Source organism: Flavobacterium limnophilum, assembly GCF_027111315.2.
GTDB lineage: Bacteria > Bacteroidota > Bacteroidia > Flavobacteriales > Flavobacteriaceae > Flavobacterium > Flavobacterium limnophilum.
The window spans coordinates 3,163,253-3,185,145 of the sequence record NZ_CP114289.2 but is presented as its reverse complement, the minus strand read 5'-3'; the positions used below and the strand labels follow the sequence as shown (position 1 = coordinate 3,185,145).

The following is a 21,893-nucleotide window of genomic DNA, read 5'->3' as shown; positions in this document are numbered from 1 at the left end:
AGGTTTGAAAGATATAAAAAAATTAAACGGTTTATCTATTCTCAACTTCTAAATCAACACCTTCAACGTGGTCGTTGTGCATGCGTTTTTCTAACCAAGAACTTAATACAAATAGTATTGCAGCTGCAACTCCTGACATAATAATAAACAACACAAAAAACTCATATAGATTGGTGATTTGGAATCCTAAAAAGGAAGTTGCTCCACCTGTCCCGTCTTCTCCGCCTGGAATCAAGGCACTTAATGTTCCAGCAAATTTATTGGCGGCAGCATTGGCCAAAAACCATGTTCCCATCATTAATGAAGACAAACGCAAAGGAGCCAGTTTTGAAACCATTGACAATCCGATAGGTGACAAACACAATTCTCCAATAGTATGAATTACATATAAACCAATCAACCACCACATTGACACTTTTTCTCCTAATCCCAAACCTTTAACTGCAATTGCAATTACAACATATCCCATTGCCACTAATCCCAGACCAATTGCCATTTTTTTAGGCGATGATGGTTCTAATTTTCTGGCATATAAAAACCCCCAAACGATAGTCATAATTGGCGCAAGTGAAATAACAGCCAACGGATTGACCGATTGAAAATAAGAGGCAGGCATTTCCCAGCCAAATAATGTTCTTTCGGTTTGTCTGTCAGCAAAAAGCGTTAATGAAGCTCCGGCTTGCTCGAATGCTCCCCAAAAGAAGATTACGAAAAAGGCAAGAATAAAAATTACGGTAATTCTTTGGGTTTCAATTTTGCTTAAACTTTTGTCGCTGAAGATGAGGATTGGCATGGCTACCATGGCGCCATAAATAAAATAGCTAATGATATCTACATCGCTTTTGAACATTTGCTTGAAGTTCAGCATAAAAAAGATGATTGCAATAGAACCAATTATCATTCCTATGCTTTTTGAATCCAGTTTTTTCACTGGTAAACCAATCTCTTTTCCTTCTTCAGAAACAAGGTATTTTTTTTGACCCAGTACAAAAGCAACCAATCCAATCAACATTCCAATTCCTGCTGCCAAGAATCCCCATTTGAAATCCATTGAACCACATACTAATGGTGAAAAGAAAGCGCCAAGATTGATTCCCATGTAGAAAATGGTAAATGCGCTATCTATCCTTCTGTCATTGGCAGGGTAGAGTTGTCCAACCATTGTGGAAATATTGGGTTTGAAGAAACCATTACCAATGATTATTGCCGTTAGACCCATCCACATAAGTGAAATTCCGCCATCAGCACCAGCAGAAGCACTAAAAAACATAAAAAACTGACCAATTGCCATCAGCAAACCACCAATAATAATGCTTCGTCTGTTTCCTAAGAATTTATCGCATAAATAACCTCCCAACAAGGGCGTTAAATAAACCAATCCCGTGTAGCTTCCATAAATTTGGGAGGCATCGGCATCTTTCATCAATAATATTTTGGTCATAAATAGAATAAAGATTGCTCTCATTCCATAATAACTGAATCGTTCCCACATTTCTGTGAAGAATAAGAAATACAATCCTTTTGGATGTCCTGTTTTTACTTGAGTTTCCGACATTTTATTTATTTAGGTTAATGATTATATAGTGTGTTTTCTTATAAAAATACTGCTGATATAAGAAGTGTCAATTTTAGTGAAAAATTTGCAATTATTTCACTTTTTGAATGTTAAATGTTAGAAAAAAATCAGGTAAACGCTCTTTAGGTAACCAATACTTCTAAAAAACAAAAAGTTAAAAAGCTGCTATTCGAGAATAGGGAAGCATTTTAACTTTTCTTAATTTTGTTGAAGCCTATTTCAGAACGAGATAGGCAAAAAAAATCCCGATTGCTCGGGATTTTCATTTATCTAATATTGTTGTTTTGAATCAAATCAATATACAAATTGATGGAGTCTTTTAGTTCTTTTCGAGGTGTGATAAAATCCAGAAAGCCGTGTTCAAGAACAAATTCGGCAGTTTGGAAACCTTCCGGCAAATCTTTTCCGGTAGTGTCTTTTACAACTCGAGGTCCAGCAAAACCAATTAAGGCTCCTGGTTCCGAAATATTGATGTCGCCAAGCATGGCGTATGAAGCCGTTGTTCCTCCTGTTGTAGGGTCTGTACACAAGGAAATATAAGGGATTTTTGCTTCGGATAATTGTGCCAGTTTCACGGAAGTTTTAGCCAACTGCATTAACGAATAAGCGGCTTCCATCATTCTGGCTCCACCTGATTTTGAAATCATTACAAATGGAACATTGTTTTTGATGGAATAATCGATTCCGCGAACAATTTTTTCGCCCACAACAGCTCCCATAGATCCACCAATAAAGGCAAAATCCATGCAACAAACCACCAATTCTTTTCCTTTTGATTTTCCAACGCCTGTTCGAACCGCATCTTTCAATTTGGTTTTTGCCATAACATCTTTCAAACGATCGGAATATTTTTTGGTATCGACGAAATGCAAAGGGTCTTTTGAGGTCATTTTTGCATCCAGTTCAACGAATTCATTGTTGTCAAACAATATTTCGAAATATTCGGCACTGCCAATTCTCACATGAAAACCATCTTCCGGGCTAACCCAAAGATTTCTTGCCAATTCTTCGGCATCAATAACTTTTCCCGTAGGTGATTTGTACCAAAGTCCTTTTGGGACATCCATTTTGTCTTCGGTAGCCGTAGTAATTCCTTTCGTCGTTCTTTTAAACCAAGCCATAATTAAGTTGGAAGTTAGAGGTTAGAAGTTGGAAGTAAAATCCTTTTTCTAAATTCTTATTAATATTTTATTTCACTTCGTACTTCGTATATTGTACTTCGTACCTTATAGAGTATTCACGTTGTTCAAATCTGCAAATGCTTGTTCCAGTCTGGCGTTGAACGTGATTTCACCTTCACGCAACCATTTTCTTGGGTCGTAATATTTTTTGTTTGGAGCATCTGCACCCGTTGGGTTTCCGATTTGAGTTTTTAGATAATCAATGTTGTTTACCATAAAGTCACGAATACCTTCAGCAAAAGCAAATTGCAAGTCGGTATCAATGTTCATTTTTACAACACCATAGCTAATTCCTTCTCTAATTTCTTCCAATGTAGAACCTGAACCTCCGTGGAAAACGAAATCAACCGGGTTTAGTCCTGTGTTGAATTTGTTTTGAACGTAATCTTGGGAATTTTTCAATATTTTTGGAGTCAATTTCACGTTTCCTGGTTTGTAAACTCCGTGAACGTTTCCAAAAGAAGCCGCAATTGTAAAACGTGGGCTTACTTTTAATAATTCTTCGTAAGCATAAGATACTTCAGAAGGTTGTGTGTATAATTTTGAACTGTCAACGTCCGAGTTGTCAACACCATCTTCTTCTCCACCAGTGATTCCTAGTTCGATTTCCAATGTCATTCCCATTTTGCTCATTCTAGTCAAATATCCTTTGCAGATTTCGATGTTTTCTTCGATAGGCTCTTCGGACAAGTCAATCATGTGAGAAGAGAATAACGGTTTTCCTGTTTCGGCAAAATGCTTTTCAGAAGCATCCAATAACCCGTCAATCCAAGGCAATAGTTTCTTGGCGCAGTGGTCAGTATGTAAAATTACGGTTGCTCCATAAGCTTCCGCCATAGTGTGAATATGTAATGCTCCAGCAATACCACCAGCAATAGCAGCTTTTTCACCAGCATTAGAAAGTCCTTTTCCAGCGTTAAACTGTGCTCCTCCATTTGAAAATTGGATAATAACGGGAGCGTTTAGTTTTGCTGCAGTTTCAAGAACACCATTTATCGTGTTTGAACCCGTAACGTTTACTGCGGGAAGTGCAAAACCTTTTTCTTTTGCATATTTGAAAATTTCTTGGACTTGGTCTCCTGTAGCTACTCCTGGTTTTATATTATGTGCCATTGTAATTAATTTAGGTTATTATTTTATCAGTTAAATTTTTAGATTGCAAAAATAAGAATTAATTAGCACTTAGAATGGATAATTTATACCAAAATTAAAAACAGAATGAGCGAAATCGTAATCGTTAAACCATCTTTTATCAATTTCATTGGCTGGATTGTAAGTTTTAAACCCTAAATCAAATCGGACCACGAAAAAACTCAAATCATAACGCAAACCAAAGCCGGTTCCTAAAGCCAATTCTTTTAAATCAGCCATGCTGTTAAAGGTTGCTTTTTCATTTGTCACATTGTCAAGTACGTTCCAAATATTGCCTGCGTCGGCAAATATTGCTCCTTTTACGCTGCCTAATATCCTGAATCTAAATTCGGCACTCAAGGCAATTTTCATGTTCGCTTCATTGTAATCATTTACCGCGCCACTGCTTCCCGGACCTAAACGATAAGGTTGCCATGCCCTGTTGTCATTCGAGCCTCCAGCAAAATAACTTCGTGAAAAAGGAATATTGTTTGAATTTCCGTAAGGAATGGCGATTCCAAAAAAGCTTCTAAAAGCAATCACTTTTTCTTTGGATAAATCCCAATATTTGATAAAATCAAATTCTGTTTTTACGTATTCTGAATATTCCAAATTAAAAATTTCATAATTGCCGTTTGCGTTTTTAGGCAAGTTTGCCGCATTCGAAATCAAAGACAAAGCAGAACCCGCAGATTCTATTTTTGTTCTAAAAAGATAAAAATTATTGTCCAATAAGTCTTTTCGAGTTGTTTTTGAAAAAGTATAACTAGTGGCCATAATAAAATCGTTTTCAGTAAGCCTGATTCTTCTTTCTTCGATATTGTCGACCTCCTTGTATTCTTGGTCTTCAGGTTTCAAGGCTGTGTTGTCGGACAAAACAGCATTGGTAAATCCCGTTGTTCCTTTTTCAATTGTTAAATTTCCATTGTCGTCAACCCAGTCGGGGTTCGTATTGTAAACTTTTGCGATGTCGTTTAGGGCATCATAAGAGGATTCATAAACATTGAAATAATTTTGAGGGTTAAGATTTCGCACATATTGCATGTTTAGTAAATCAAAACGCGCCGTATTGTTTCTTTTAGGATTCCAATTATAGGACAATGAACTGGTGAAATTCTCTTTGTCCAATCCAATGTTTTTTTGTGTGGCTAATCCTGCTGAAAGCTGCGAGGAAGGAATCATGCTTTTGGGAATGATTTTCTCGGTCTTGAAAGGAAACCATATTCTGGGAATATTCAGTTTCAAATCGATTCCATATTCGGAGACATTGAAAAATTTGCTTTCTGGATTCGCCAAATCTTTCGAGGAACCAATATTTCCCCGGCCTGAAATTTCCAGTGTTTCGGCTCCGTTGAATACGTTTCTGATACTTTCCGTGATACTGCCGGCGATTCCAATATCTTGAATGTTGGAATGGGTTACATCCAGCGTGGTGCCCAAACTGTATTTTTTTCGAGGCGATAAATATACTTTTGCTATCAAGGATTGGGCGGTGGTGTCCCGTTTGTCCACTTCATATAGAATGGTTGGATAATTGAAAATTTTCAAATTATTCAAATAGCGTGTTGTCAAAACGGTTCGATAATCGGCAAATACACTTCCTTTTGTGATGAAAACGGCGTCAGTTATTGCTTTTGGTTTGTATTTTAATTTGCTGTGGCTGTATAGATTAAAATTGTTGTAGGAAGTGCTGTCCGTGATTTTTGAGTTGACGGTCGCTGCCGAATAATCGGTATAAATGTTTACATCGCTTATTTTGTATATTTTGAAAGGTTCGGTTCTGGCAGTGTCGTTTTCTTGAAAGGAATAATCGTTTATTTTTAAATTGACGTTTACCTTTTTTTCGGTGTTTAGTGTATCTAAATCAAAAGTGACATAAGTGGGTTGAAATTGGTACACGCCATGATTTCTAAAATAGGTGTTGATCCGGTTTTTTTCTTCGTCAAAATCTTTTGTTTTATATTGTTGCCCAGATTTTAAAAAGGCTTCTGATTTGATTTCTTTAAACAAGGAATCTAGTGCTGGAGTTTTAATGGTTGTTTTTAGCGAATCCAGAAAATAGGCATTTCCGGTATTTATGGTGTATTTTATTTCGGCTTTTTTAGCACTTAGGCTGTCTAATTTGTAATTGGCTTTTACTCCAAAGTAACCATTGTTGAAATAATAGTATTTCAATCTCAAAATTGATTTGTTTGTTCTTACGGTGTCGATTATCACCGGAGCTTCGCCTGTTTTCTTCAAGAAGTCATGAATTCCTTTATGCCAAAAAGATTGCCCTAGTCGATCCACTTGTTTTGCCGACAACCATTTTGACATTCGTTCGTATTTACCGGGATGTTTGGTGAACTTGGCTTGAAAAGTGGAGTCGGGATTGGGATTGGCAATATTGAACAAATTCAATCGCAATCGATAACCCAGTACGGAACTGTTGGGTTTCTGGTACAATTGATTAATAACATCGTCGTCCTTCGTGGCTTTGTCATTTACCAAGATTTCATTTTTGGTAAGAAGCAGTTTGCCGTCCGGAACACGTTTTACGGTGTCGCAAGCCGAGATAATTATTCCTATTACAATAAATGTTGCTATTTTTGTGCTAATCTTTTTCAAATGCTGGGAAATATATAATTCAAAAGTACATTTTTTATGGTTAGTAAAAACCAAATAAAACTTATAACGAGTTTACAACAAAAAAAATATCGATCTTCCAATCAATTGTTTTTTGCCGAAGGCATAAAGGTAATTCAAGAAATGTTAGAATCAAATTTTGAATTGGTTCATTTATTTACAACCCAAAACGATTTTGAGGAAGTTTCAAATGGCAAGAGAATTATAATTACGGAAAGTGATTTAAAAAAAATCAGCGCATTGGCAACACCAAATACCTGTTTGGCGGTTTTTAAAATACCTGCCGAAAAAAAAATTATCGAATCAGGATTAATTCTTGCCCTTGATTCCATTCGTGATCCCGGTAATTTAGGGACAATATTGCGATTGTGCGACTGGTTTGGCATCAGTCAATTAATTTGTTCGAAAGAAACAGTCGATATTTACAATCCAAAAGTGGTCCAGGCCACTATGGGTTCCATTGCAAGGGTCAACGTCAATTATATTGATTTGGAAAATTATGTCAGCCAAACCAAATTGCCGATTTTTGGAACTTTTATGGATGGAAACAATATTTATAAAACCGATTTACCGAAAGAGGGAATTATTATAATGGGAAATGAAGCCAATGGAATTTCGGCAGAACTTGAAAAAATAATTAAAAACAGGCTTACAATTCCTCGTTTTGGAAATATCCAAAAAACAGAAAGTCTGAATGTTGCCACTGCTACAGCTATTATATTAAGCGAGTTCCGTCGAGGATAATTTTATTTTTGACCACTCTGCAAACTAAATACTGCAAACTGATTGCTTTTTTCTAGTGAAAAGTAAAATTGATAAAAACCGCCCTGGATTTCATCGATTCTATGTTTCCTGTCCAAGGACTATCAGGATTATTGTCGCGAATTAATTCGTCATTAATTCCAAAAACTCCTCTAATGGAAGGGGAGAAAATAAAATATTCCGAAAAAATATCGATACCAAATCCTAGTTCGTAATTGGTTGTCCAAGGTTTAACCCGGAAGCGTTCCTCATAATTGTCGTCTATCGATTTTGAATTGCTCGACAAATTCAAGGTTGCCGAAACGCCTCCCAACAAATAAGGCCGAACATTTCCGGTTCTGAGCGATAAAAACTTGAGTAGCAACGGAAAATGAAGATAAGTGCTGTTTACTTGCCGAAGCATATCCGAAGGCGTAGGTGTTGTCGGGAAATAACTCGCAGGATAGTTTAGTTCTCTTGTTGTATAATGCAATCCAGGTTCAAAACGCAAACGAATGTATTCCTGAAGCTTCAAATCGGCCACTAATCCCACATTGAAACCGGTGCTTTTTTTTATGAGAATGTCTTCGCTAACCGTTTTGTAATCTATCTTGAAATCATAAGAGTTGAAGCCGAGATAAAAACCAAAATACAATCGTTGTTTCTGGAAATTTTCCAGATTAATAATCGGGTCTCTGCCGAATAATTTGTTAGGATTCTGTGCCTGTCCTTTTATGGCTATGGCTAATAAAATTAAGACGATTATTTTTCTCATATTATTTCTTGGAAGCTGAATAAATTGTTGCCACGCCAAATGTTTGCGGCAAAGCAATTACATCTATAAACCCAATTTTTTTCAAAATATTGTTTAAGGCTTCGCCATAAGGAAAAGCTGCCGCCGATTCTGATAAATAACCATAGGCAACATTGTCTTTGGAGAATAATTTTCCAATAATAGGCAAAATGTTTTTACTGTAAAAATTGTAGCCTTGTCTATAAGGTGTTTTGTCCGGTACCGAAGTTTCCAAGATGACAAAAACGCCATTTGGTTTCAAGACTCTCAAGATTTCTGCCAATCCTTTTTCCAGATTTTCGAAATTCCTGACGCCAAAAGCCACCGTGATGGCATCAAAATAATTGTCTTCAAAAGGCATGTTTTCGGAATCGGCCAAAACCATTTCTATGGTGTTGGATAAATTTTTGTCTTGAATTTTCTTTTTTCCAACTTCCAGCATTCCGGCCGAAATGTCTAATCCAATAATTTTTTCGGCCTTGGTTTGAGCCATCAAAATAGCCAAATCTCCCGTTCCTGTGGCAATGTCCAAAATGGTTTCAGGATTGGTTTTGGCCACAATTTGCAATACTTTTTTGCGCCATTTCACGTCAATTCCAAAAGAAATAACCCGATTAAGATTGTCATAATTACCGGAAATGGTATCAAACATTGAGGCGACTTGTTCTTTTTTGCTTAAAGTGGAGTCTTTATAGGGAGTTATGTTTTTTGACATTTTTTAAAATTTGAAGCAAAGGTAAACTAGATTTTTGGATAATAAATGGTTAACCGCAGATTCGCCAATTTTTTTTAAATATTTTTGATGAAATCTGCGAACTTGGGGTTGAAAGAAGTGCTTTTATTTTCTTCTGCCGAAAGTTTGAAAAGTATAATCAAAAAGGTGTTTTTCGTCTTTCGGATTGAATTTTTCGGTAGTTAATTCCCAAATTTCAAGATCAATTTCTGGGAAATAAACATCGGCATCAAAAGAATTATGAACGAGCGTGATGTCAAGTTGATCGGCAAAAAGGATGGATTGTGCGTATATTTCGCCACCGCCAATTATATAGATGTCTTCGTTTTTTGGACAAGCAGCAATGGCTTTTTCAATATCTTGTGCCACGATGCAGCCTTCGTGTTCAAAATCCTGTTGTCGGGTTACAATTACGTGAGTCCTGTTAGGTAAAGGTTTTGGGAAACTTTCGAAAGTTTTTCTTCCCATAATTATATAATGTCCTGAGGTGACTTCTTTGAAGCGTTTGAAGTCGTTGGGCAAATGCCAAAGCAAATCATTGTTTTTGCCTAAAGCGTTATTTTCGGCAACAGCCGCAATCATAATTATCATTTTCTATACGGGTTTGATTGAGGTTTCGTCGTCTACCTTCGTTTGCAATTGGTCGATTTTTCTTTGTTGTTGGGCAACCAGCCTGCTTATTTGTTCTCTTTCCCAATCTTTATTCATGAAACGATCCGTGATAAATACTTTTATAAAATGCATGATAAACAGGAAAAGCCAAGCCGTGATTACCCATACAGACCAATTCGACGTATAACCAAATACCAAAAAATAATTGGCAATCGCTAAAAAAATACTTCCCAACAAGAACAAGACAAAATGGAAATAGAGTCCTTTTTTTTGTTTTATTCTTTTTCTTGCATATTCATATAGTTCTTGTTGGTCTTTTTCCATAAGGTGAAATTTTGATTATAAAGATAAAATATATTTTCAAATACCATTATTTTTAATCCAAGATTATTTATAGAGAAAACGTTTTCTGGTTTAGGATATGTAATTTTTAGTCGATGATATTTGGGAATATGCTTAAAAATTAGGACTGTTTTTGTCATACTCACAAAACTTCATTTCAAATGTTGGATGTTCGGAAAAATACATTTTCTTTGTTACATAATTCTAAAAATGAAACAGTTATGTCAATAAAGAAACAATTTATAAAAACGAAACCAGTTTGTAAAGTTACATTTTCGGTTGAAGCCAAAGAGGCAAATCTTGCGTCGGTAGTTGGAGATTTTAATAATTGGAATCCGACAGAAGGAGAATTATCAAAATTAAAAAACGGTACTTTCAAAGGCGTTTTTGATTTACCAAAAGATGCATCTTACGAATTTAAGTATATAATTGACGGTGCTTACCTGAACGAGCCGGAAGCAGATTCTTTCAAATGGAATGATTTTGCAGGAGCAGAAAATGGAGTTTTAGAAGTCTAATCATAAGTAAAAAATCCGCTGAAAAGCGGATTTTTTGTTTTTAGGATAGATAAAGCAGATTCTATAATCCAGCTTTAATTTTCTCAATTACTTCGGCATATTCTGCGTCAGAAAGTGTGGTTTTTTGTGGGTTCATTTCGAAAATACCCCCAAAACCATATCCATCTTTATATTTAGGCACTACGTGCATATGCAAATGCGATAAAGTGTCGGCATAAGCGCCATAGTTAATTTTTGTTGGGTTGAATGCTGCTGCGATGGCTTTGGCTGTTTTGGCAACATCACGCATAAAAGCATCACGTTGGTCATCGCTCAATTCGTGAAGCTCCACGCCGTGATCTTTATAAACTACATTGCAACGGCCTGTGTACGATTGCTCTTTGAACAAGAAGAGTTGTGATACTTCTAAATCACCGATTTTGATCATTAAATTGTGTAATGTTTCGTTGTTTTGACAATACAAACATTCTGAAGCGGGTGTTGGCATACTATTATTTTTATGTTTTTTATGTGAATAATGAGTGGATAAAGATAATGAAATTATGAAAAGTTATTGTTGTTTTGAGTTGGCTTTTTAGTGTTTCCAATGTTTTAATTTGAAATCAATTAAAGTTGAATCTTTATTTAAAATCATATACAAATCTTTGCCTTCTACAGGATCAATATTCGAGCCATAATCGGTCATGATTTCATACGCAATTGTATTTGGTTTTAAATTTTCATAATTTTCTGGATTTCCCAACATTTCGATTAATTCTTTATACTTCATTCCTTTTTGTAAATGATTTTTCACAGGGTCATTCACTATTAACTCTCTGTTTTTATAAAACATATCATCCCTTTCGTTCCAAGTTAATTTATCAAATTTTATTTCACTTTTTGCGCACGAAATAGTTAATAAGCTTGAAATTAATATTATAATTTTAGTTCTTATTATGCTGATTTTTAATGTGTTGTTTTATATTGTTCAAAAAAACTGATCCCAATCCATCTAATAAATTAGCCGGATTGGGATGATAAATGTAGTTAATATCTATGAAGTAAATTACACCGCAACACTTCCTTTGATTAGGTCGTGTGGTTCGTAATTTTCTAGCGTGAAATCGTCATAAGTAAATTCGAAAATGTTTTTTATGGCAGGATTCAAAATCATTTTTGGCAATGCTTTTGGTTTGCGCGACAATTGCAATTCGAGTTGATCAAAATGGTTGTTGTAGATATGCGCATCGCCAAAAGTGTGAATGAATTCGCCCACTTTCAAATCGCAAACTTGGGCAATCATCATCGTGAACAAGGCATAAGAAGCAATGTTGAAAGGCACTCCAAGAAAAATATCGGCGCTTCTTTGGTACAGTTGACAAGATAACTTTCCGTCGGAAACATAGAACTGGAAGAAAGCGTGACAAGGAGGCAAAGCCGCTTTGTTGTTGGCCACATTGGCTGCAAATGATATTGAAGTATCTGGCAAAACACTTGGATTCCAAGCCGAAACCAGCATTCTTCTGCTATTCGGATTGGTTTTGAGTTCTTGGATAAGGTCAGCTATTTGGTCTATTTCTTCGCTGTTCCAGTTGCGCCATTGGTGTCCGTAAATTGGGCCTAAATCGCCATTTTCGTCTGCCCAGGCATCCCAGATTTTTACTCCGTTGTCCTTTAGATATTTGATATTGGTGTCGCCTTTCAAAAACCAAAGCAATTCGTGAATGATTGATTTGAGGTGTAATTTTTTGGTGGTCACCATCGGAAAACCTTCGGCCAAATCGAAACGCATTTGGTAACCAAAAACGCTTTTTGTTCCCGTTCCTGTTCGGTCTCCTTTTTGATTTCCGTTTTCTAAAACGTGTTTTACTAAGTCTAAGTATTGTTTCATAGTATTGCTAGGAACGAAGTGAGTTGTTCGTTGTTAGGTTATATACTGATTATTGATTTCTGCCTCTGATTACTGTTTACTGCCAACTGAATGCTGGTTTACTGTCTTCTCGAAATTTCGTCCCTGATTTTTGCGGCCTTTTCATAGTCTTCATGTTCTACGGCTTGATCCAGCAATTCGTTTAATTCCTGCAAACTGTGTTTCGAATAGGTTTCTCCAGATTTATTGCTTTCTTCTCCAAGTCCGAAAGTTTCAGGATTGGATAGCACATCATCTATTTCTTGGCTGCCTTTGTCAGTTTCCAATGGGTTTGCCTTTAAGTAGATACCGGCTTTGTCCAAAATGTTTTTATAGGTGAAAATAGGAGCGTTAAATCGTAAGGCCAATGCAATGGCATCAGAGGTTCTGGCATCGATTATTTCTTCGATTTTGTCTCTTTCGCAAATGATGCTCGAATAAAAAACACCATCCACTAATTTGTGAATAATGACTTGTTTCACTACAATATCAAAACGCTCGGCAAAATTCTTGAATAAATCATGGGTCAGAGGACGAGGAGGTTTTATTTCTTTTTCCAAGGCAATGGCAATGGACTGAGCTTCGAAAGCGCCAATAACGATGGGCAACTTTCTTTCGCCATCAACCTCGTTTAAAATCAAGGCATAAGCCCCGTTTTGGGTTTGACTATATGAAATTCCTTTTATGGATAATTTAACTAAGCTCATATTTGAAAAAATTGGAAAGCACATTGTGCCTTAAATTTATGGATTTTTTAATGAAAAATAAAATGCAATTTTAATCAAAAAACACGAAACAAAAAAGCTGCCTCAAGCAAAGATACGATTATCTTGTTTGTAGGCAGCTATATTTTTGGGACGAATTTTAAAATTAAGAATGTGATGCTTTAAATGCTTTTAGCTTTTCGATTAATCTCGGTACGACATCAAAAGCATCTCCAACAATTCCATAGTCGGCCACTTTAAAAAAGGGTGCTTCTGGATCGGTATTGATGACCACTTTTACTTTCGAGGAGTTGATTCCTGCTATATGTTGAATCGCTCCCGAAATTCCTATGGCAATGTATAAATTGGCGGCAACTGGTTTTCCGGTTTGTCCCACGTGTTCTCCGTGAGGTCTCCAGTCTAAATCCGATACGGGTTTCGAACAGGCAGTCGCAGCTCCAAGTACGTCAGCCAATTCTTCAATCATTCCCCAGTTTTCAGGTCCTTTTAAACCACGACCTCCTGAAACCACGATGTCGGCATCGGCAAGGGAAATTTTTCCTGAAACTTTTTCGACCGATTCCACTTTTATCCCAAAATCATTGTCGCCAATGGTTGGGTTGAAATCTTCTTCGGCTAAATTTGATGCGCTTTCGAAAATTCCGTATGAATTCTTTGCTAGACCAATAATTTTCACGTCGGTGCTAATTTCGGTGATGTTGAAAGCCTTGTTTGAAAAAGCATTTCTTTTTACTTGAAATGGCGAAGTGCTCACGGGCAATCCCACCACGTTCGAAGCAAAACCGGCTTCCAAGGAAACGGCAACAAGCGGTGCAAGGTAAATGCTGTCGGTGGTTGAAGAAAGTAGAACCACTTTTGTGGATTCTTTTTGGGCAGCTTGCTTGATGACATCGGCATAAGCTTTTGCAGAAAAACCAGCCAGTTTGTCGTTGGTCACTTTCAATACTTTATCGACTCCGTATTTTGACAATTCTGAAACATCTCCGGCATTTATGGTAACGGCCGTAACGGTTGTTCCTAATGATTCGGCTACTTTTTTTGCATAAGAAGCCAATTCGAAAGCTACTTTCCTGAATTTTCCTTCTGCGGATTCCGCATATATTAATATAGACATAATTTTTTTGTTTAAAGTTTCAAGTTGTACACTGAATACTGATTACTATATAACTTTGGCTTCGCTGTGTAATAAATTGATTAATTCGTCCAAGTTATCGGCGGCAACTAATTTCACGGCTGATTTTGGAGCCGGTTTTTCAAACTTTACTGCTTTGGTATTTATTGGAGTTTCAACCGCTTCTACTACCGTCAATGGTTTTGTTCTTGCTGTCATGATTCCTCTCATATTCGGAATTCTTAAATCTTTTTCTTCAACCAATCCTTTTTGTCCACCAATGATTAGTGGCAAAGTGGTTGAAACGGTTTCTCTTCCGCCGTCAATTTCGCGAATGGCTTTTACATTTGTCCCGTCAACGGTTATTTCGGTACAAGAATTTAGAAAATTATAGCCCAAAATTCCAGCAATCATTCCAGGAACCATTCCTCCATTGTAATCCAATGATTCTTTTCCGGCAATGACAAGGTCGTAAGCGCCGTTTTTTATCACTTCGGCCAGTTGTTTGGCAACAAAGAAGCTGTCTGTTGGATTGGCATTCACGCGAATCGCATCGTTAGCTCCAATAGCCAATGCTTTTCTCAAAGTAGGCTCGGTTTCCGGTCCGCCAACATTGACAACGGTAATCGTTGCGCCTTGTTGTTCTTGAAACCAGAGGGCACGAGTCAAACCAAATTCGTCATTCGGATTGATTACAAATGAAACACCATTGGCGTCAAATTGGGAATCACCGTTGGTAAAATTAATTTTTGAAGTAGTATCAGGAACGTGACTGATGCAAACTAATATTTTCATAATTTGGAATTTTTCTAAATTGGATTCGCAAAATTAGAATAAATAATCGGAATAATTTACTATGCATGCATAATATTAGCAAAACTATTACGATTTCGTAATTCAAATAAAACGACATATTTGTACCTGATTTTTTTTAGAAAGTAAAGATAAAGAGGGTAGAGCGATTCCCTTCTTTATTTTTATAACAAAATTTATGCTTTTAAGTGGTATAAAATATTTATTTTTGCCATTCGAAAATTACACACAAACTAATAAAACATGAGAACGATACAATTTAGAGAGGCTATTTGCGAAGCGATGAGCGAAGAAATGCGTCGCGACGAGTCAATATATTTAATGGGTGAAGAAGTTGCCGAATACAATGGTGCTTACAAAGCTTCAAAAGGAATGCTTGCCGAATTTGGCGAGAAAAGAGTAATTGACACTCCTATTGCAGAACTTGGTTTCACTGGAATTGCTGTGGGTTCGGCAATGAATGGTTGCAGACCGATTGTGGAATACATGACTTTCAACTTTGCTTTGGTTGGAATTGACCAGATTATAAATAATGCTGCCAAAATGCGTCAAATGACCGGAGGACAATTCAATGTGCCTATCGTTTTCCGTGGACCAACGGCTTCTGCAGGACAATTGGGAGCAACACACTCACAAGCTTTGGAAAACTGGTTTGCCAATACTCCGGGACTTAAAGTTGTCGTTCCATCTAATGTTTATGATGCTAAAGGACTTTTAAAAGCGGCTATTCGCGATAATGATCCGGTAATCTTCATGGAATCGGAACAAATGTACGGTGACAAAGGAGAAGTGCCGGATGGTGAATATACCATTCCACTAGGTGTTGCCGACGTGAAACGTGAAGGAACCGATGTAACCATCGTTTCTTTTGGAAAAATCATCAAAGAAGCTTTTATTGCTGCCGATGAATTGGCCAAAGAAGGAATTTCTTGCGAAATTATCGATTTAAGAACGGTTCGTCCAATGGATAATCAAACCATCCTGACTTCGGTTAAAAAAACAAACAGATTGGTAATTCTTGAAGAAGCTTGGCCTTTTGCAAGTGTTTCTTCAGAGATTACTTATATGGTTCAAGAACAAGCTTTTGATTTTCTTGATGCTCCAATTCAACGTATAACTACGGCAGATACTCCTGCTCCTTACTCGCCAGTATTGCTTAAAGAATGGTTGCCAAATTCAGCAGACGTTGTAAAAGCGGTAAAAAAAGTATTGTATAAAAAATAATTCTTGATTTTAAATTTTTTCGGTTTCGAAACTTTAAAATCTGAAAATTCCTTATTGGATTAACTATATTTGAAACTTCATCAGAATTCTAAATTCGATGAAGTTTTTTTTGATTATGGAAAAAAGCATACTACTCCGTTTATTCTTTTTATTTGTTATAACGAGCCCTCTTTTTGCGCAAACAAAAGTTAGCGGAATTGTTGTAGACAAGTCAAATCATCCTGTTCCTTTCGCAAATATAGCATTCCAAAATTCGACCGAAGGAGTTGTTTCCAACGAAGACGGAATTTTTTATTTAGAATCTCCAAAAATATATAATACCATCGTGGTTACTTCGGTAGGATTCTCGGATAAGGAGATTGTATTGGAAAAATCAGTCACTTACAAGATTACGGTTATGTTGAGCGAAATTTTGAGTTTGAATGAAGTGGTGATTTATTCAGGCAAAACGTCCAAGAAAAATAATCCGGCGCTTGATATCCTGAAAAAAATATGGGAGAGAAGACGCAAAAACGGTTTGCATTTATTTGCGCAATACCAAATGGAAAAGTACGAGAAAATTGAGTTTGACATGAATACCATCGATAGCGCTTACATGAAAAAGAAGCTGTTCAAAGGAATGGAGTTCATTTTTAAACACATAGATACCTCAAAGATTACAGGAAAGACCTATTTGCCGATTTTTATAAATGAAGCCTTGTCGGATGTGTATGGGGACAATAAATTGAAGAAGGTCAAGGTGAAGACAAAAGCCAATAAAACGTCTGGATTCAACGGAAATCAGCAAATTTTGTCTTTTGTAAACGATTTGTATTCGGAATTTGATATTTATGACAATCACATCACTTTTTTCGACAAAAGTTTTACAAGTCCCTTGTCTACAACAGGAATTGACGTTTACAATTATGTTTTAAGAGATAGTTCTTTTGTTGACGATAAATGGTGTTACAATATTGTGTTTTATCCAAGACGTAAAAACGAATTGACTTTCAAGGGCGATTTTTGGGTAAGCGATACCACTTTTGCCATAAAGAACATCAATATGGCCGCGACAAAGAGTGCCAATATCAACTGGGTAAAAGATATTTATATCGAACAGGAATTTGAAGTAATGAATGATTCGGTTTTTCTTTTGACCAAAGATTACATGATGACTGATTTTGCCCTGAATAAAAAAGACAAATCCAAAGGGGTTTATGGAAAAAGAACCACTTTTTACAGGGATCATGAATTCAATAACGAAAAACCCGAGAAATTTTACAAGGAGGAAGTCAATTATTTGGACAAAGAAGTCTATAATAAATCAGAAGAATTTTGGGAAGAAAACCGTTTCGAAAACCTGACCAAAGATGAAAAAGGTGTTTATAAAATGCTGGACACCCTGCAGACAGTGAAGAAATTCCAGCAGTTATACAGTTTGGTCGAAATTTTAGACAGCGGTTACATCAATTACAAAGGTTTGGATTTTGGTCCCATTTATGCTATGGTTGGGCAAAATTCCGTCGAAGGATTGCGATTGCGAACAGGGGCAAGAACTTATTTTGGTCCCAATGATCCTTGGCGTTTGCAATCGTATATAGCCTATGGATTTAAAGACGACAAAATCAAATATGGCGTTACCGGAAAATGGATGGTTAATGACAAGAATAGGGTTATCATTTCAGCCGGAAACCGAAGAGATGTTGAACAAATAGGGGCTTCACTCACCACAACGAATGATATATTGGGGCGAAATTACGCTTCCTCGGGGCTGCTTACATTTGGCAGTAATAATAAGTTGACCAATGTCAATTTGAGCAATGTGCAGTTGGAAATTGAACCCGTAAAAAACCTAACATTTGGAACAGGAGTGTCTTACCGAACCTTGATATCGGCCAGTCCGGAATTTAGCCTGGATTATTACACGGATTTATCCCAAACCGAGATAAAAAGTCAGGTGAAACAATCCGAAGTAAATCTTCAGGTTGAATACACGCCAAATCGAAAGCCTATCGCTTTTGGAGTGGAAAGAGACGTTGCCGACAGTCCTTATACCAGTCTTTTCGTGACCTACAGCCAAGGATTCAAGAATTTGTTTTCCAGTGATTTCGATTACAAAAAACTGCAATTGTATTACAAGCAGCCCGTAATTATTGGACCATTGGGGCGAACAAATATAACTGTCGAAATGGGGAAAACATTTGGGTACATTCCGCTGGGATTGATGAGTGTCGTGCCGGGAAACCAATCTGTTTTTGATATTTCGAACACCTTCAGCAATCTTCAATACTACGAATTTGTTGCCGATCAATATGTGACTTTCAAATGGGACCATGATTTTCATGGGCGATTTTTTGCCAGAATTCCTTTTATGCGAAAGCTGAATTGGCGCGAAAACATTGGATTTAAATCAATTTACGGAACAGTTTCAGACGAAAATAGAACCATAAATGCTTCAGGGTTGGTTTACAATGCGCCAGAAAAAGTGTATTGGGAATACAGCGCGGGAATTGGAAATATCTTCAAGTTTTTCCGCGTCGATTTCTCCTGGAGAGGAAATTATCTCGAAATGCCTGATGCCAATAAATTTGCGGTAAAAATTTCTATGGGATTTTATTTTTAGAAGCCTATCCAGCTGTCCATTACAAGCTTTCTCAAAAACAACTATTTTTGTAAGAGCAATAAAGAGCTTCCTTTGGTCGCTTTTATTGCTCAACAAAAATTAGCCGTTTTTTTCAAAAGGCTTTCCATTTCCATCAGGGCTAAAAAACGAAACTATGCAAGAAGCTATCAAATATCTTTCGGAAAAAGACACCGTTTTTAAGCTCATTGTCGAGAAATATGGAATGCCGACAATTCCTAAGCGTCCTCAAGGCTTCGAAACTTTGGTGCTCCTGATTCTGGAACAACAAGTTTCCATTGATTCGGCCAAAGCCACTTTTCTTAAATTAAAAGCCAAGGAAAAGAACTTTGAACCCGAATTTCTGCTGCATATTTCGGATGAAGAATATAGAAGCATTGGCGTAAGCCGGCAAAAAACAGCATACATCAAGGCATTGTCTCATTCGATAATTCAAAACGAAATAGATATTGAAAGTCTGGCTTCTAAATCTTCCCAACAAGTTCGGGAAGAATTAATCAAAATCAAGGGAATTGGCAACTGGACCATCGATGTATATTTGATGTTTTCGCTGCAATCGCCTGATATTATTCCGCTGGGAGATATTGCAGTCATCAATACCATTAAGGAGTTGCTTAACATTCACGACAAACAAGAAATAGAAACCTATGTGGTAAAATGGAGTCCGTATCGGTCTGCAGCAACTTTTTTACTATGGCATTATTATTTGAATAAAAGAAATAGGAGGGTAGTTTACTGATTTATAAACAATATCGAAGTCGTAATCAATGATTAAGCCAGTTTTTTATTGTGAAAACCTAAAGTTTAATTATGTTTGCAAACACAAATTTACAAAACAAAAAAACCAAAAATGGCAGCAGACAAAATAACCACTTTCGATGTATTAATCGAAATTCCAAGAGGAAGCAGAAACAAGTATGAATATGATTTTGAAATAAAAAGAATACGTTTTGACAGAATGTTGTTCTCGTCGATGATGTATCCGGCAGACTATGGGTTTTTTCCTGAAACCTTGGCCTTGGATGGTGACCCTTTGGACGTTTTGGTTTTAATTAACGAACCAACTTTTCCAGGATGTGTGATGGAAGTAAAACCAATCGGTGTGTTTCACATGGCCGACGACAAAGGTTCTGACGATAAAATAATCTGTGTTCCTGTTTCGGATCCTATCTGGAGTTCTTTGAAGGATTTGAGCGATATTAATCCACACTTGCTGAAAGAAATCGAGCATTTTTTCCAAGTTTATAAAGACCTTGAACAAAAAATAGTAGATGTAGAAGGTTGGGGAGACGTAAATGAAGCGATGTCAATCATAAAAGAATGTACCGAACGTTTTGACAAAATTGAAAATAAACCAGAAGGGTTGTTCAGTATCAAATAAAAAAAAATCAATAAAAAAAGAGAGGCTTGTTCATTCAAGCCTCTCTTTTTTATTAAAATGAGTTTAATTCAAGTTGTCATTCAAGTCGATAGTATCGGGTAATTCTTGTAACAAATTGATCTTCGATGCGGTTTATGAAATTTAAAAATACATAGTACTTGTCAAGCCATTTTCAGTATGGTCAATTGTGAAATTTTTCGTTTTAAGGTTTGCTTTTAAGTGCGCGACCGTGTTGCCATTGGACCATTTGATATCCAAGATGTCCTCTTCAGCATCATTTATTTTTACTTCACCTGAAAAGGCATTCGAAGTATTTCTTAAGCGAATGAATTCAAGCTGTTTGTTGACAACTTCTGTTTTTAACCCTTGTTCAATATCGTGCATTGACAATGTAGTGCGATTGATTTCTTTATGTCCGGCACTGCCTCCATTATCGGCCGCTTCGTAATTATTTTTGCCTGCAAAAATATCGAGATACCAAACCTGCGGAATTCCCGGCATAAACATTTGAATGGCTCTTGCCAAAAGCAACTTTTGTTCGTCTTCTCCCAATGCGCTAAAAAACGTGGCATTGATTTGATAATAAGAAATTTTATTCCCCGAAGGGTCATAGAGATTTTTCACACGACCACCACGTTCCATAATTGTGGTCATAATTTTTTCAATCTCGGCATCTTCCAGCAATCCTTTATTGTAAACGCCGTTTACTTCCTTGCCCTTCAAATCTAAAACGGGTATTCCATCGTGGCAACCGAGCATGTTTACCGTTTTATATCTTTTGGCAATAATTTCCTTAGCCCAACTGAGCAAGGCGCTACTGGTTTGATTTTCGATAGTGTGAATCGTTAAACCAGGCAAGAAAAAGTCATAGATATAATATCCTTCATTAGCTACTTCATCGTGTAAATGCAAACCATATTCTGCGTGAATTTCTGGCAACAGCATCAAATTATTTTGCTGTGCTATTTTCTTGATACGCTCAAGATAGTCCCAAGTCCCCGGTTTATTAAAAAAATTGGATTCCCCAACTTGTTTGTGCAAATAGGCAAAAGCGTCTAATCGAAGAATAGTACAACCATAATCACTTAATTTTTTTAGTGTCTCCTCATAAAATTCCCAAACCAAAGGCGATGCAGCATTGACGTCCATTTGTCCTAGATAAGAACGTTTTTGCTCTATAATTTGTAAAATTTCTGATTTTAGAGGAGTGCAATCTTCAAAATTTATTGTTGTGAAATCTTGATTATTATTTATTGCGGCATTCACTAGAGGAACAATAAACATACTTTGAGCCTCAGTCAATCCTTTTATGTTTTGTAAATCTGCTACTGCAATTGGATTGTAAGTTATTTGCTGATAAAAAGTATTCCAATAAGGCTGTTCTGTGCCATCTGGAAAACGTACTTTCAATATAGGCAAACCCGATTTCCTCATGAACAATTTTTGGAGAAACTCTGGTTTGGGGATTACAATTCCATCTTCATTTTTCAGACCGTTTCCTTCCCAGAACTCATTCCAATTGATAAAAAAATCTTTGAATTTAGATTCATTACCGTATTGCAATAGGTCTTTAAATTGTGGTGAAGCTACAGAAAGATGATTTAACACAATGTCAAATTTCAGCTTTATCTGGAGTTCATTCAAATCCTTTAAATCTTTTATGTCAACTAAATCCTTGTTTATGTCATAATCAATGATGGAAAAACCCCTGTCTAAATCACTGTTGAAAAAAGTAGGTAATACATATATAAAAGAAAAGACATCTTTAAAATCATCCCTCTTGAGCATACTTACGGTATCACTAAATTTCTCTCCTATACTATCCGGATAAACATTTAGCATTACACCATTGCTGATATTTTTATTTTTATGTTGCATC

Annotated in this window: 21 protein-coding genes; 6 read left to right on the top strand and 15 right to left on the bottom strand. The window is 36.5% G+C overall.

Features of this window, described 5'->3' with window-relative positions; genetic code table 11:
• Positions 1 to 31: 31 nt before the first annotated feature.
• The 4 genes from OZP13_RS13500 to tamL all read right to left on the bottom strand — a co-directional run bounded on the left by OZP13_RS13500 (position 32) and on the right by tamL (position 6,495).
• Positions 32 to 1,555, bottom strand: a complete 1,524-nt coding sequence (locus OZP13_RS13500) for a peptide MFS transporter (RefSeq protein WP_281297464.1) — start codon at positions 1,553 to 1,555, stop codon at positions 32 to 34.
• Between the two features lie 287 nt (positions 1,556 to 1,842).
• Positions 1,843 to 2,697 carry an acetyl-CoA carboxylase, carboxyltransferase subunit beta gene (gene accD, locus OZP13_RS13495; protein WP_281297463.1) on the bottom strand — a complete coding sequence of 285 codons (855 nt, stop codon included), beginning with the start codon at positions 2,695 to 2,697 and terminating at the stop codon, positions 1,843 to 1,845.
• Positions 2,698 to 2,802: 105 nt separating this feature from the next.
• Complete coding sequence (gene fbaA, locus OZP13_RS13490; RefSeq protein WP_269240611.1) at positions 2,803 to 3,870, bottom strand: class II fructose-bisphosphate aldolase; 1,068 nt, start codon at positions 3,868 to 3,870, stop codon at positions 2,803 to 2,805.
• Positions 3,871 to 3,939: 69 nt separating this feature from the next.
• On the bottom strand, positions 3,940 to 6,495 hold the full coding sequence (gene tamL / locus OZP13_RS13485; protein ID WP_281297462.1) for a translocation and assembly module lipoprotein TamL: 2,556 nt from the start codon (positions 6,493 to 6,495) through the stop codon (positions 3,940 to 3,942).
• A 36-nt stretch (positions 6,496 to 6,531) separates the two neighbouring features.
• Here tamL and OZP13_RS13480 point away from each other — a divergent pair, with 36 nt between their 5' ends.
• The gene (locus OZP13_RS13480) at positions 6,532 to 7,257 is read left to right on the top strand and encodes a TrmH family RNA methyltransferase (RefSeq protein ID WP_281297461.1); all 726 of its coding nucleotides are present in this window, start codon (positions 6,532 to 6,534) and stop codon (positions 7,255 to 7,257) included.
• A 52-nt stretch (positions 7,258 to 7,309) separates the two neighbouring features.
• Here OZP13_RS13480 and porT read toward each other — a convergent pair whose 3' ends face one another.
• The 4 genes from porT to OZP13_RS13460 all read right to left on the bottom strand — a co-directional run bounded on the left by porT (position 7,310) and on the right by OZP13_RS13460 (position 9,716).
• On the bottom strand, positions 7,310 to 8,029 hold the full coding sequence (gene porT / locus OZP13_RS13475) for a type IX secretion/gliding motility protein PorT/SprT (RefSeq protein ID WP_281297460.1): 720 nt from the start codon (positions 8,027 to 8,029) through the stop codon (positions 7,310 to 7,312).
• A gap of 1 nt (position 8,030) precedes the next feature.
• The gene (gene ubiE, locus OZP13_RS13470; protein WP_281297459.1) at positions 8,031 to 8,762 is read right to left on the bottom strand and encodes a bifunctional demethylmenaquinone methyltransferase/2-methoxy-6-polyprenyl-1,4-benzoquinol methylase UbiE; all 732 of its coding nucleotides are present in this window, start codon (positions 8,760 to 8,762) and stop codon (positions 8,031 to 8,033) included.
• Positions 8,763 to 8,885: 123 nt separating this feature from the next.
• Complete coding sequence (locus OZP13_RS13465; RefSeq protein WP_269240609.1) at positions 8,886 to 9,371, bottom strand: dihydrofolate reductase; 486 nt, start codon at positions 9,369 to 9,371, stop codon at positions 8,886 to 8,888.
• A 3-nt stretch (positions 9,372 to 9,374) separates the two neighbouring features.
• Entirely contained in the window at positions 9,375 to 9,716 is a 342-nt protein-coding gene (locus OZP13_RS13460) for a 2TM domain-containing protein (RefSeq protein WP_281297458.1), read from the bottom strand.
• A 239-nt stretch (positions 9,717 to 9,955) separates the two neighbouring features.
• On the opposite strand from OZP13_RS13460, the gene OZP13_RS13455 reads away from it, so the two are divergent.
• Entirely contained in the window at positions 9,956 to 10,252 is a 297-nt protein-coding gene (locus tag OZP13_RS13455; RefSeq protein WP_269240608.1) for an isoamylase early set domain-containing protein, read from the top strand.
• 61 nt (positions 10,253 to 10,313) lie between these two features.
• Here the strand turns inward: OZP13_RS13455 and OZP13_RS13450 are convergent, their stop codons facing one another.
• The 6 genes from OZP13_RS13450 to OZP13_RS13425 all read right to left on the bottom strand — a co-directional run bounded on the left by OZP13_RS13450 (position 10,314) and on the right by OZP13_RS13425 (position 14,771).
• Positions 10,314 to 10,739 carry an HIT family protein gene (locus OZP13_RS13450; RefSeq protein ID WP_269240607.1) on the bottom strand — a complete coding sequence of 142 codons (426 nt, stop codon included), beginning with the start codon at positions 10,737 to 10,739 and terminating at the stop codon, positions 10,314 to 10,316.
• An 87-nt stretch (positions 10,740 to 10,826) separates the two neighbouring features.
• Positions 10,827 to 11,021 (bottom strand): hypothetical protein, encoded by a 195-nt coding sequence (locus OZP13_RS13445; RefSeq protein ID WP_269240606.1) that lies wholly within the window; start codon positions 11,019 to 11,021, stop codon positions 10,827 to 10,829.
• Between the two features lie 276 nt (positions 11,022 to 11,297).
• Positions 11,298 to 12,122, bottom strand: coding sequence for a thymidylate synthase (locus OZP13_RS13440; protein ID WP_281297457.1), 825 nt, complete (start codon positions 12,120 to 12,122; stop codon positions 11,298 to 11,300).
• A gap of 98 nt (positions 12,123 to 12,220) precedes the next feature.
• Complete coding sequence (locus tag OZP13_RS13435) at positions 12,221 to 12,847, bottom strand: bifunctional nuclease family protein (protein ID WP_269240602.1); 627 nt, start codon at positions 12,845 to 12,847, stop codon at positions 12,221 to 12,223.
• A 163-nt stretch (positions 12,848 to 13,010) separates the two neighbouring features.
• Positions 13,011 to 13,979 carry an electron transfer flavoprotein subunit alpha/FixB family protein gene (locus OZP13_RS13430; protein ID WP_281297456.1) on the bottom strand — a complete coding sequence of 323 codons (969 nt, stop codon included), beginning with the start codon at positions 13,977 to 13,979 and terminating at the stop codon, positions 13,011 to 13,013.
• Positions 13,980 to 14,024: 45 nt separating this feature from the next.
• The gene (locus OZP13_RS13425) at positions 14,025 to 14,771 is read right to left on the bottom strand and encodes an electron transfer flavoprotein subunit beta/FixA family protein (protein WP_281297455.1); all 747 of its coding nucleotides are present in this window, start codon (positions 14,769 to 14,771) and stop codon (positions 14,025 to 14,027) included.
• A 261-nt stretch (positions 14,772 to 15,032) separates the two neighbouring features.
• Between OZP13_RS13425 and OZP13_RS13420 the strand changes: the two genes are divergently transcribed.
• The 4 genes from OZP13_RS13420 (at position 15,033) to OZP13_RS13405 (ending at position 20,014) form a co-directional block, all read left to right on the top strand.
• Entirely contained in the window at positions 15,033 to 16,013 is a 981-nt protein-coding gene (locus tag OZP13_RS13420; protein WP_281297454.1) for a pyruvate dehydrogenase complex E1 component subunit beta, read from the top strand.
• Positions 16,014 to 16,128: 115 nt separating this feature from the next.
• Positions 16,129 to 18,615: a DUF5686 and carboxypeptidase-like regulatory domain-containing protein gene (locus tag OZP13_RS13415; protein WP_281297453.1), complete on the top strand. Its 2,487-nt coding sequence runs from the start codon at positions 16,129 to 16,131 to the stop codon at positions 18,613 to 18,615.
• Between the two features lie 154 nt (positions 18,616 to 18,769).
• On the top strand, positions 18,770 to 19,372 hold the full coding sequence (locus OZP13_RS13410; protein WP_281297452.1) for a DNA-3-methyladenine glycosylase family protein: 603 nt from the start codon (positions 18,770 to 18,772) through the stop codon (positions 19,370 to 19,372).
• Positions 19,373 to 19,483: 111 nt separating this feature from the next.
• Complete coding sequence (locus OZP13_RS13405; RefSeq protein ID WP_269240598.1) at positions 19,484 to 20,014, top strand: inorganic diphosphatase; 531 nt, start codon at positions 19,484 to 19,486, stop codon at positions 20,012 to 20,014.
• 141 nt (positions 20,015 to 20,155) lie between these two features.
• On the opposite strand, the gene OZP13_RS13400 is transcribed toward OZP13_RS13405, so the two are convergent.
• Complete coding sequence (locus OZP13_RS13400) at positions 20,156 to 21,892, bottom strand: alpha-amylase family protein (RefSeq protein WP_281297451.1); 1,737 nt, start codon at positions 21,890 to 21,892, stop codon at positions 20,156 to 20,158.
• Between the last annotated feature and the right edge of the window lies 1 nt (position 21,893).

Coding starts and splice junctions, on each gene's coding strand:
- OZP13_RS13500 (WP_281297464.1), bottom strand. CDS start 1,555: ATGTCGGAAACTCAAGTAAAAACAGGACATCCAAAAGGATTGTATTTC.
- accD (WP_281297463.1), bottom strand. CDS start 2,697: ATGGCTTGGTTTAAAAGAACGACGAAAGGAATTACTACGGCTACCGAA.
- fbaA (WP_269240611.1), bottom strand. CDS start 3,870: ATGGCACATAATATAAAACCAGGAGTAGCTACAGGAGACCAAGTCCAA.
- OZP13_RS13480 (WP_281297461.1), top strand. CDS start 6,532: ATGGTTAGTAAAAACCAAATAAAACTTATAACGAGTTTACAACAAAAA.
- porT (WP_281297460.1), bottom strand. CDS start 8,029: ATGAGAAAAATAATCGTCTTAATTTTATTAGCCATAGCCATAAAAGGA.
- ubiE (WP_281297459.1), bottom strand. CDS start 8,762: ATGTCAAAAAACATAACTCCCTATAAAGACTCCACTTTAAGCAAAAAA.
- OZP13_RS13465 (WP_269240609.1), bottom strand. CDS start 9,371: ATGATAATTATGATTGCGGCTGTTGCCGAAAATAACGCTTTAGGCAAA.
- OZP13_RS13460 (WP_281297458.1), bottom strand. CDS start 9,716: ATGGAAAAAGACCAACAAGAACTATATGAATATGCAAGAAAAAGAATA.
- OZP13_RS13455 (WP_269240608.1), top strand. CDS start 9,956: ATGTCAATAAAGAAACAATTTATAAAAACGAAACCAGTTTGTAAAGTT.
- OZP13_RS13450 (WP_269240607.1), bottom strand. CDS start 10,739: ATGCCAACACCCGCTTCAGAATGTTTGTATTGTCAAAACAACGAAACA.
- OZP13_RS13445 (WP_269240606.1), bottom strand. CDS start 11,021: ATGAAGTATAAAGAATTAATCGAAATGTTGGGAAATCCAGAAAATTAT.
- OZP13_RS13440 (WP_281297457.1), bottom strand. CDS start 12,122: ATGAAACAATACTTAGACTTAGTAAAACACGTTTTAGAAAACGGAAAT.
- OZP13_RS13435 (WP_269240602.1), bottom strand. CDS start 12,847: ATGAGCTTAGTTAAATTATCCATAAAAGGAATTTCATATAGTCAAACC.
- OZP13_RS13430 (WP_281297456.1), bottom strand. CDS start 13,979: ATGTCTATATTAATATATGCGGAATCCGCAGAAGGAAAATTCAGGAAA.
- OZP13_RS13425 (WP_281297455.1), bottom strand. CDS start 14,771: ATGAAAATATTAGTTTGCATCAGTCACGTTCCTGATACTACTTCAAAA.
- OZP13_RS13420 (WP_281297454.1), top strand. CDS start 15,033: ATGAGAACGATACAATTTAGAGAGGCTATTTGCGAAGCGATGAGCGAA.
- OZP13_RS13415 (WP_281297453.1), top strand. CDS start 16,129: ATGGAAAAAAGCATACTACTCCGTTTATTCTTTTTATTTGTTATAACG.
- OZP13_RS13410 (WP_281297452.1), top strand. CDS start 18,770: ATGCAAGAAGCTATCAAATATCTTTCGGAAAAAGACACCGTTTTTAAG.
- OZP13_RS13405 (WP_269240598.1), top strand. CDS start 19,484: ATGGCAGCAGACAAAATAACCACTTTCGATGTATTAATCGAAATTCCA.
- OZP13_RS13400 (WP_281297451.1), bottom strand. CDS start 21,892: ATGCAACATAAAAATAAAAATATCAGCAATGGTGTAATGCTAAATGTT.